Below are 8,945 nucleotides of genomic sequence, written 5' to 3' on the forward strand. Positions count from 1 at the left end.
CTGGGTTGAATGCACACTCACCGGGGCTGGTCCAGAGTAAAATTTCTAAAATGCAAATTAGTGTAAACCTTTTCTTGCAGGGCGGCATGTCACGCCGCCTGGGCAAGCTCAGGCGGTGCACTTGCATCATAAGCGCTGAATGGCTTGCGCTCCCGCACGCTTGCAAGTTGCAAGTATACAAAGGCGGGCACCGCTCACGCCACTGGCCTTTTGTCCAGGCCCTAGAACTTGTTCCAGTTGTTATGCCGGTGCTCCGTCGCTTCCTTCATCAGGTGGCCCGCGCGCAGGGCGTCGTCGGCCTGCACCGTCATCGCCAGCTCCTGGAGGGCGGGCGGGTAGTCGTGGTGGGCCGCTTCTTCCAGTAACTCACGGCCCTTGGCCAAGTCGCGCGGCACGCCGCGGCCTTCGCGATAGGCGTTGTACAGCAGGAACATGGCGTGTGGATTGCCCAGCTCGCTGGACTTGGCCAGCCAGTGCGCCGCTATGACGGGATCTTGCGGCACGCCTTCGCCATTCGCCGCCAGCAAGCCCAGCATCAGAGCCGCCTTCGCATGGCCTTGCTGCGCCGCTTGCCGGTACCACAGCCAGGCTTGGGCAGGCGTAGCCGCGCGCAGCATCTGGCCCAGCTCGAACGCCGCTTCCGTGTCGCCGGCGCGGGCCGCCTGTTCGAACAGGCTCAGCGCCTCGGCGCGGCGCTCGGGACGGGACTGGTAGATCAGCGCCAGTTCGCGCTCGGCGACGGGCATGTCCTTGCCGGCCCAGCTGCGTACCTTGCGTTCGGCCTGCCGGTCGCCCGCCTGGCGCGCGTGCATGGCCACGGCTTCGATTTCGGCCGCCGTGGGCGGCGGTGACGCCTGGCAGGCGGCCAGGACGCTAGCCAGCACGACGGCGGGGAGGGAGAGTGCGTGTTTCATCTGGATACATTTCATCAAGACAGGCCGGAACTGCGGCAGTCCCGGCCCATGGACCTTATTTGCTCAGGTCGATGCGGTACTTGGCGAAGCCGCTGGCGTCGAGCCCGCCTTCGGCCGCCACGTTGGCGATGCCGCTGCCTTGCGCCAATGCCAGGCGGCCCGGCGCCGAGCGCAGGATCACGGGGCCGGCCGTGGCCGTCTTGACGAAGCTCCAGCTGCGCGCGCTGCCATTGGCCGCCAGTGTCACCTTGCCGCCCTTGGTGCTGAGCGAGGCCAGGTAGTTGCTGACCACGGCCTGGTTCGCATCGGGCGACTTGATGATGGTCTTGCTGCCGTCGATGCCCGGCACGGCGCCGCCGCCGCCGGCGCGGTAATCGTTGGTGGCGACGATGAAATCATCGCCATCGGCCACCGGCGTACCCTTGTACGTGAGGTTGACGATGCGGCTGCCCGGTTTTTTCGTCACGTCGATCTGATACGTGAGGGCATTGTTTTCCGCGTAGAACACGTCATAGTTGTAGATCGTGCCATACGACGGTACCAGGTCCTGCTCCGTCGTGGCGCTCGGGTCGATCTGGGCGAATTGCCTGGCCGACGTTTCCAGCCAGGCCTTCAAGTCCGCGCCCTTGATCTTCACGGCTTGCAGGTTGTTATTGCTATATAAATACAGGTCGCCCGGATTGCGCACCTGCAAGCCGATTGGTGCGGCCGGTGTCGCGCCCGCGGCCACGTCCGTGAAGTCCGACGGCCCGTTGCGGCCCGCCTTGAATGGCGCGCTGCACGAGATGACGGGGATATTCTTGTAGCTGGACAAGGTCGCATCCGTGCTGGTGGCGATGAAGTTCTTCACATAATCGAGCTGCGCCTGGTTCACCAGCTGGATGGCGCTGACGTCGCCCACCAGCGCGAAGTAGGCGGACATCTCGAAATCCGTGCTGATGCCCAGCGGCTGCTTGGCGTAGGCGATGGTGGCCGCGTGCTCGGTGGCCACCAGCGGGGCGATGGCCGGGTCGGCTTTCACGAGGGTCGTGCCATCCGTGTACTTGAAGCCGCGCGATTCCACCGTCGTCCTGGCCGGCTGCACCACCCACTTGCCGCCCTGATACATCAGCGTCAGCTTGATGATGCCCAGGCGGCGGCCCCAGCTTTGCGCCATGACGGTGGGCACGCCGTTCACAAAGCCGTTGACGGCGTCGATCTTCGCGCTGGCGGGAAAGGCGGCGAACGAGGCGTCCAGCGCGGCCGCGCCCGTCTCTTTGCCTTTCGGGAAGATCAGGTGCGAGTGGCCGATCATCAGCGCGTCGATGCCCGTGCTGGTCAAGTGATAGCTGCCGTTTTCCATCTTCGGGCTGTAGGCGCTCGTGTCCAGGCCGCCATGCGACAGGGCCACGACGAGGTCGGCGCCCTTGTTGCGCAATTCCGGCACATATTGCTTGGCCGCTTCCTGCACGCCCGTCACACTGACTTTGCCGGCGAGCACTTTCTGGTCCCATTCGAGGATTTGCGGCGGCACAAAGCTCAGCACGCCCACATTGATTTTCACGGTCAGCTTGCTGCCGTCGGGCGCCGTGGCGGCGAAATCGCGGGGCAGCAGGGCGTAGGGCTGGAAGATGGGCTTGCCGCTGGCCACGCCGATGACATTGCTCAGCACGGAAGGGAAGGCGGGCGCGCCGCAGGTCCCCGTCGGCTTGGCCACGCCGGGAATGCCGAAATCCGTGTTGGTGATCTGGCTCAGGTAAGGCAAGCCATAGTTGAATTCATGGTTGCCCATGCCGCCCGCGTCGTATTTCAGCGCGTTCATGGCCTTGTGCACGGCCAGCGTCCCGGAACAGGGCACGGGCGCGGCCACGGCCTGCAGGTCGGCCAGCAAGGTGCCCTGGATGACGTCGCCATCGTCGAGCAAGACGTTGTTCGGGTTTTCCGCGCGCGCCGCCTGGATCAGGGTCGACGTGCGCTCCAGGCCCAGGCTCGTGTCTTCGGCCAGCGCGTAATAGTTGTAGCTCAACACGTTCGAGTGGATATCGGTGGTTTCCAGCAATGCTACGGTGACCGTCGTACCCTCGGGAATGGCTGGCGCCGTGTTGGAACTGCCGTTGCAACCGACCAGCCCCGCACTTGCCAGCGCCGCCAGCATGACCCAATTTGTTTTCATTACCGCCCTCGGAAAGATTCAAAGGACGCGACTGTAACGCCGCCATATGACGCTGCGATGACAGCCGTGCAAGGCGCATGGAATCAGGGGGCGCTGCAGGCGGCCACGGCACTGACCAGCCAGGCCGCATTGACGGGCCCCAGGCGCAGCGTGCAGATCTGATGTTGAGAGTTTAGAATCACTGTATACGGCAAGCCCTTGATTTGATTGCCAAAGGTGACAAGCAAGGCGGGCGAGCCCAGGGCTTGGCGATAGCTGGCCGGGTGCCGCCGCAGAAACGCCCGCGCGGCCGTCCGCGTATCGATGGCGATGCCGACGAAGGGCAGTTTCGGCTGGCTGGCGGCATGAGCATTGAGAATCGGCAACTCCTGGACACAGGGCAGGCAGTTGCTGGCCCAGAAGTTCAGCACCATGGCCCGGCCCTGGAACTGGCTGAGTCTTAGCTGGCCGCCCGCATCGAGGCGGGGCAGGTCGAAGGCCAGCGGCGCGGCGGCTGCATGGCCGGCCAGCAACAGGAGCAGCGCCGGCCAGCGCGTCATGGCGGCACCACGGCCGCGTCAGTCATGCGGTAGTACAGGCCCATGGGATCGCTGGCCAGCACTTTCAGCTTGCCCTGCATGATGAAGGGCGCATAGCTGAATTTCACGGGCGTGCGGCTGTTGATCTCCACCACGCCTTCCGGGCCGGCCGGCAGGCAAAACGGGCAACTGGCCGAGGTGACGGTGAGCAGGAAGTGTTTCTGCTTTTGCCCCGGCTCCAACGGCATCATGAAGCCTTGCACTTTCACGTTTGTATTGTCGAGCGCGCTGATTTCCGGCGTGTAGTGCGGCACCATGCGGCCCTTTTTCGCTTTCACGGTGGTGGCCTGGCCCAGCAGTTTCCACGAGACGACGCCGGGCAAGTCCGTCAACGGGGCGAAGAACGAGGGCGGTTCGCCGGCGGGCGCGGCTTGCACGCCTGTTGCCAGCAGCGCGCAAGCGCCCAATGCCATGATTTTCAACATGTTTGTCCTTTCAGGGGCGGGCCAGGGTGGCGGCGATATCGGTGCCGTAGGCGCGCAGGGCGGGCAGGACCGCGGCCAGCAGGCCCACGGCGACGGCGATCACGGGAAGCCAGGTTTCGCCAGGGGCGATGCGCCAGGCCTGCAGGTGCAGGTCCTGCATCGGTTCCAGCCAGCCCAGCAAGCGGACAGCTGCATGGCCCAGCAGCCAGCCCAGCGCCGCGCCCGTCAATGACAGCAGCAAGCCTTGCGCCAGCAGCAGCCGCAGCAGTTTGGCGGGCGAGGCGCCCAGGGTGCGCAGGATGGCCAGGTCCATTCTGCGTTCTTCCAGCGCGCCGTAGAGCGCCACGAACAGCGACAAGGCCGCCACCAGCAGCACGCCGGCGGCAATGGCCCGCAGCACGGCGATGCCCACGCCCAGCAGATTGAACAGTCGGGCCGCCTCGAAAGCGGGCTGGGCCGCCTGCAGCCGGGCCTGGCCATTCACCCAGCGCGGCAGGCTGACGGCGGCCAGCGGCGAGGCGTATTGCACCAGCACGGCCGTCAGTTCGCGCCCGGGCGCAGCCGTTGGCACGGCAGGCTGCTCGTCGGGATCCGTTTCATGCACTTGCCACACGGAGGCGACGGGCGTGAGGATCAGCCGGTCCAGCACCGTGCCCGTGGGCCGCAGGATGCCCGTCACCGTGTAGGACGCATGCGCGTGCAGTTCGCCGCCCGCCGCCAGACCGTGCGAGCCGGCGAAACGGGCGCCCAGGGTTGCGCCCGTTTCGCGCGCGGCGCGGGCGCCGAACACGGCTTGCATCGGCTGCGTGAACAGTTGTCCTTGCGCCAGGCGCGCGCCGTAATGATCGAGCAGCGCCGTGGTGCTGCCGGCGATGCGGAAGCCGTGGAAGTTGTCGCCCAGCGCGAGCGGGATCGCCGATTTGATGAGCGGCTGCGCGGCCAGCGCCGCCAGCGCGTTTTCGGGAATATTGCCGGTCGGAATATCGGCGTGGTACACGGACGACAGGATCAGTTGCAGCGGAGAACCCTTCGCGCCCACCACCAGGTCGATGCCCTGCGCGTCGCGCTCGGCGTGCTCTTCCAGCTGCGTCGAGACGCCGAGAATGAAGGTCATCATCGCGATGCCGATGGCGACCAGCAGCAGATTCAGGCTCGATGCCAGCGGCTTGTGGCGCACGGCGCGCCAGGCCAGCGTGGCCGCGTTCATGCGGCGACCCTGGCGCGGGGCAGGCGCAGCACGGCAGCGCCCGGCAAGGCCGCCAGCACGCGCGCGTCATGGCTGGCAATCACCAGCGAGGCGCCAACTTGCGTGGCCTGGCCGGCCATCAGGGTGACGACGGCGGCGCAGGCTTCGTCGTCGAGGTTGTCCGTCGGCTCATCCACCAGGATCAGTCTTGGGCGCGGGAAGACGGCGCGTGCGATGGCGGCCCGCTGCCGTTCGCCGCCGCTCAAGGCATGCGGGTAGGCGGCCAGCTTGCCGGCCAGGCCCAATTGATCCAGCAGCATGGCGGCGCGGATCGGATCGGGCCGCTGGCCGCTGGCGTAGGCGGGCAGCAAGACATTATCGAGCACGTTCAAGCTGGGCACCAGCGCCAGTTGCTGGGGCAGCAAGCCTACGGTGCGGCCGCGCCAGCTGTCGCGCTGGCGCGGCGTGAGGCAGGGCAGGGACGTGCCCGCCACTTCCAGGCGTCCTCCCTGGGGCGCCAGGATGCCAGCCAGCAAATGCAGCAAGGTCGACTTGCCGGAGCCGGACGGCCCCAGCAGCAGCGCGTGGCGCCCGGCGGGTAAATCAAAGGCGGCAATATCGAGCACGGGGCGGGCTGGATCATAGCCGTACGTCAGTGAGGCAAGGTGGAGCATGGATAGTCTTTCGGGTGGCCGGCGGGCAAAGATTGCCGCACAAATGCAACTGAGCTGCATTATAATTCAAAACGCAATAGACTTGCATTTGAGAATTCAGCGTCCATTGCCACGCTTTTGCTGCCCCTCATCCACGCCATCCAAAGGAACATCATGCCCCAGCGCAAACTCCCCGTCACCGTCCTGTCCGGCTTTCTCGGCGCCGGCAAGACCACCTTGCTCAACCACATACTGCGTAACCGCGAAGGCAAGCGCGTGGCCGTCATCGTCAACGACATGAGCGAAGTCAATATCGATGCTTCGTTGGTGAAAGACAGCGCCGAGGCGGCCGGCGCGGCCCTGTCGCGCACGGAAGAAAAACTCGTGGAAATGTCGAACGGCTGCATCTGCTGCACCCTGCGTGACGATCTGTTGCTGGAAGTGCGGCGCCTGGCGGCCGAAGACCGCTTCGATTACTTATTGATCGAATCGACGGGCGTGGGCGAGCCGATGCCCGTGGCCGCCACTTTCGACTTCGAGGACGAGCACGGCGACAGCCTGAACGACGTGGCGCGCATCGACTGCATGGTCACCGTCGTCGACTGCGCCAACCTGCTGGCCGATTTCCACAGCGAAGACAGTCTGGAGCAGCGCGGCGAGATCGCGGGCGAGGGCGACGACCGCCAGTTGGCCAACTTGCTCACGGAACAGATCGAGTTTGCCAATGTCATCGTCCTCAACAAGGTCGACATGGTCGATGCGGCCGAGCGCCTGCGCGTGCTGGCCGTCATCAAGGCCCTGAATCCCGGCGCGCGCATCATCGAAACCAACCAGTCCATCGTGCCGCTCGACGCCATCCTGGGCACGAACTTGTTCGATCTGGAGCAGGCGGCCGCCATGCCGGGCTGGGCGCAGGAGCTGGCCGGCACCCACACGCCGGAGACGGAAACGTACGGCATCGGCAGCTTCGTCTACCGGGCCAAGGAACCGTTCCACGCGCAGCGCTTGCACGACTATATTTCGCAGCCGATACCGGGCGTGGTGCGCAGCAAGGGATATTTCTGGCTGGCCAGCCGCCCCGAGTGGGTGGCCAGCCTGTCCGGCGCGGGCAAGCTGATGAATATCGAGCCCGTGGGACTGTGGTGGGCGTCCGTGCCGAAGGAGCGCTGGCCGACGGATGCGGCATCGCTGGCGGAAGTGAAGGCGGGCTGGAGCGAAACGTACGGCGACCGCTACCAGGAGCTCGTCTTCATCGGCCAGGACATGGACCAGGCGGCCATCGAGGCGGACTTGAGGAAATGTCAACTCAACTACACGGAAACGCGCCAGGGCATGGCCGCCTGGCGCAAGCTGCCCGATCCGTTTCCCCAATGGCAACGGATGGAAGAACTCGAAGATTAACCATCGATAGGAAAGCAATATGACAGAACTGATCCCCGTCACCATCATCACGGGTTTTCTCGGCAGCGGGAAAACGACCTTGCTCAAGCGCATATTGCAGGGCGACCACGGCGTGCGCATCGCCGTGATCGAAAATGAATTCGCCGCCGAAAGCATCGACCATGGCTTGCTGGTGCAGGACAGCGGCGAGCAGATCGTGGAAATGAACAATGGCTGCATCTGCTGCAGCGTGCGTGGCGACCTGATCCGCATTCTGGGCGAGCTGCACGCCAAGCGCGCGGCAGGCAGCATCGATTTCGATCACGTGATCATTGAAACGACGGGCCTGGCCGCGCCGGGCCCCGTGGCGCAAACCTTCTTTGCGGAGCCCAGCGTCAGCGAGTTTTACATGCTGGACGCCATTTTGACGGTGGTCGATGCGTGCCATGCGCAGCAGCAATTAACGGCGCACAAGGAAGCGCAGGAACAGGTGGGCTTTGCCGACCGCATCCTGCTGTCGAAGACGGACCTGGTCGGCAAGGATGAACTGGCCGCGCTGCGCCAGCGGCTGGTCGCCATCAATGGCCGCGCCAGCATACAGAAAGTGCGCTTCGGCAATGTGCCGCTGCGCGATATCCTGAACATCCGCGGCTTCAACCTGAACGCCATCGTCGAGCTGGAGCCGGATTTCCTCGGAGAATTGGGACACCGCCATGGCGACGGCGTGCAATCGTTCGTCTACCACCAGGCACAAGCCCTCGATCTGCTGCAGGTGGAAAATTTCCTCGATGCCGTGGTGCAACTGTTCGGCAGCCAGCTGATGCGCTACAAGGGCATCTTGTACGCGGCCGACCTGCATTGCCGCGCCGTCTTCCAGGGCGTGCACATGCTGATGGGCTCGGAGTTGGGCGCGCCGTGGCGCGAGGATGAGACGCGCGCCAGCAAGATCATCTTCATCGGCCGCGACTTGCCGCAGGATATGCTGATCCGGGGCCTGGACCGTTGCGTGGTCAAGTCAGCCAGCCCGGCCCAGGTGGCGGCATGAGCGTCGAAGCGGGCTTGCCCGCCCTGGCGCTGATCTTCCTGCTTGGCATGCGGCATGGCCTGGAACCGGACCACCAGGCCGCGCATCCCCACTGGACGCCTTGGATGGGCGCGCTGTTTGCGCTGGGCCATGGCCTCACCGTGCTGGCCATCGTGGCCGTCGCTGCGCTGGCTTCGCGGCAATTTACGCCGTCGCCAAACCTGTTCGGCTGGCTGGAATGGCTGCCCATCGCCTTGCTGCTGATGATATCCGCCCTGAATGCGCGCAGCCTACTGGCCGGCGCACAACTGTCCGAGGTGCGGGGCCGGCTGCTGCCGCGCTGGCTGCGGGGCGCTTCCGGGCCGCTGGGCACCATCCTCGTCGGCATGCCGTTCGCGCTCGTGTTCGACACGGCCCTGCAGGCGGCCGCCTGGGGTTACGCGGCCGTGGCGCTGGGCGGCATGGGCGTGACGGATACCTTCGATGGCTGGGTCACGGCAAAGGTCATACGCACCGGCAAGATCGATGTCGTGCGCGCGTTCCGGCGCCGGTGGCCGTACGGTGCAGACAATCGAAATCCTCGGGCTGTGCGAGCTGCTGCGCCTCGGCGACGCTCTCGGCGATGGCATCCCA

8 protein-coding genes and 1 pseudogene are annotated in these 8,945 nt (G+C 65.3%); 3 read left to right on the forward strand and 6 right to left on the reverse strand.

The annotated features are described in order from the left end of the window. Positions 1 to 221: 221 nt before the first annotated feature. The 6 genes from AC0V2Y_RS22455 to AC0V2Y_RS22480 form a co-directional block, all read right to left on the reverse strand. The gene (locus AC0V2Y_RS22455) at positions 222 to 914 is read right to left on the reverse strand and encodes a tetratricopeptide repeat protein (protein WP_475416018.1); all 693 of its coding nucleotides are present in this window, start codon (positions 912 to 914) and stop codon (positions 222 to 224) included. Between the two features lie 55 nt (positions 915 to 969). After that, the gene (locus tag AC0V2Y_RS22460; protein WP_475416017.1) at positions 970 to 3,066 is read right to left on the reverse strand and encodes a bifunctional 2',3'-cyclic-nucleotide 2'-phosphodiesterase/3'-nucleotidase; all 2,097 of its coding nucleotides are present in this window, start codon (positions 3,064 to 3,066) and stop codon (positions 970 to 972) included. A gap of 83 nt (positions 3,067 to 3,149) precedes the next feature. Beyond that, entirely contained in the window at positions 3,150 to 3,605 is a 456-nt protein-coding gene (locus AC0V2Y_RS22465; protein WP_475416016.1) for a TlpA family protein disulfide reductase, read from the reverse strand. Beyond that, positions 3,602 to 4,069 carry a DUF3299 domain-containing protein gene (locus AC0V2Y_RS22470; protein WP_475416015.1) on the reverse strand — a complete coding sequence of 156 codons (468 nt, stop codon included), beginning with the start codon at positions 4,067 to 4,069 and terminating at the stop codon, positions 3,602 to 3,604. The genes AC0V2Y_RS22465 and AC0V2Y_RS22470 overlap by 4 nt, the downstream gene beginning before the upstream one ends. A gap of 10 nt (positions 4,070 to 4,079) precedes the next feature. Then, positions 4,080 to 5,276: an ABC transporter permease gene (locus AC0V2Y_RS22475; protein ID WP_475416014.1), complete on the reverse strand. Its 1,197-nt coding sequence runs from the start codon at positions 5,274 to 5,276 to the stop codon at positions 4,080 to 4,082. Continuing rightward, positions 5,273 to 5,929, reverse strand: coding sequence for an ABC transporter ATP-binding protein (locus AC0V2Y_RS22480; protein WP_475416013.1), 657 nt, complete (start codon positions 5,927 to 5,929; stop codon positions 5,273 to 5,275). The genes AC0V2Y_RS22475 and AC0V2Y_RS22480 overlap by 4 nt, the downstream gene beginning before the upstream one ends. Before the next feature lie 153 nt (positions 5,930 to 6,082). On the opposite strand from AC0V2Y_RS22480, the gene zigA reads away from it, so the two are divergent. The 3 genes and pseudogenes from zigA to AC0V2Y_RS22495 form a co-directional block, all read left to right on the forward strand. Next, entirely contained in the window at positions 6,083 to 7,309 is a 1,227-nt protein-coding gene (zigA, locus tag AC0V2Y_RS22485; protein ID WP_475416012.1) for a zinc metallochaperone GTPase ZigA, read from the forward strand. 19 nt (positions 7,310 to 7,328) lie between these two features. After that, positions 7,329 to 8,333 (forward strand): CobW family GTP-binding protein, encoded by a 1,005-nt coding sequence (locus AC0V2Y_RS22490; RefSeq protein ID WP_475416011.1) that lies wholly within the window; start codon positions 7,329 to 7,331, stop codon positions 8,331 to 8,333. Next, positions 8,330 to 8,945: pseudogene (locus AC0V2Y_RS22495) on the forward strand (hypothetical protein); the annotation flags it as partial. The gene AC0V2Y_RS22490 and the pseudogene AC0V2Y_RS22495, both read left to right, overlap by 4 nt.

It is taken from the genome of Janthinobacterium sp. BHSEK, from assembly GCF_056174685.1.

Excerpts from the sequence above, each read along its gene's own strand:
- AC0V2Y_RS22455 (WP_475416018.1), bottom strand. The coding sequence starts at position 914 with ATGAAACACGCACTCTCCCTCCCCGCCGTCGTGCTGGCTAGCGTCCTG.
- AC0V2Y_RS22460 (WP_475416017.1), bottom strand. The coding sequence starts at position 3,066 with ATGAAAACAAATTGGGTCATGCTGGCGGCGCTGGCAAGTGCGGGGCTG.
- AC0V2Y_RS22465 (WP_475416016.1), bottom strand. The coding sequence starts at position 3,605 with ATGACGCGCTGGCCGGCGCTGCTCCTGTTGCTGGCCGGCCATGCAGCC.
- AC0V2Y_RS22470 (WP_475416015.1), bottom strand. The coding sequence starts at position 4,069 with ATGTTGAAAATCATGGCATTGGGCGCTTGCGCGCTGCTGGCAACAGGC.
- AC0V2Y_RS22475 (WP_475416014.1), bottom strand. The coding sequence starts at position 5,276 with ATGAACGCGGCCACGCTGGCCTGGCGCGCCGTGCGCCACAAGCCGCTG.
- AC0V2Y_RS22480 (WP_475416013.1), bottom strand. The coding sequence starts at position 5,929 with ATGCTCCACCTTGCCTCACTGACGTACGGCTATGATCCAGCCCGCCCC.
- zigA (WP_475416012.1), top strand. The coding sequence starts at position 6,083 with ATGCCCCAGCGCAAACTCCCCGTCACCGTCCTGTCCGGCTTTCTCGGC.
- AC0V2Y_RS22490 (WP_475416011.1), top strand. The coding sequence starts at position 7,329 with ATGACAGAACTGATCCCCGTCACCATCATCACGGGTTTTCTCGGCAGC.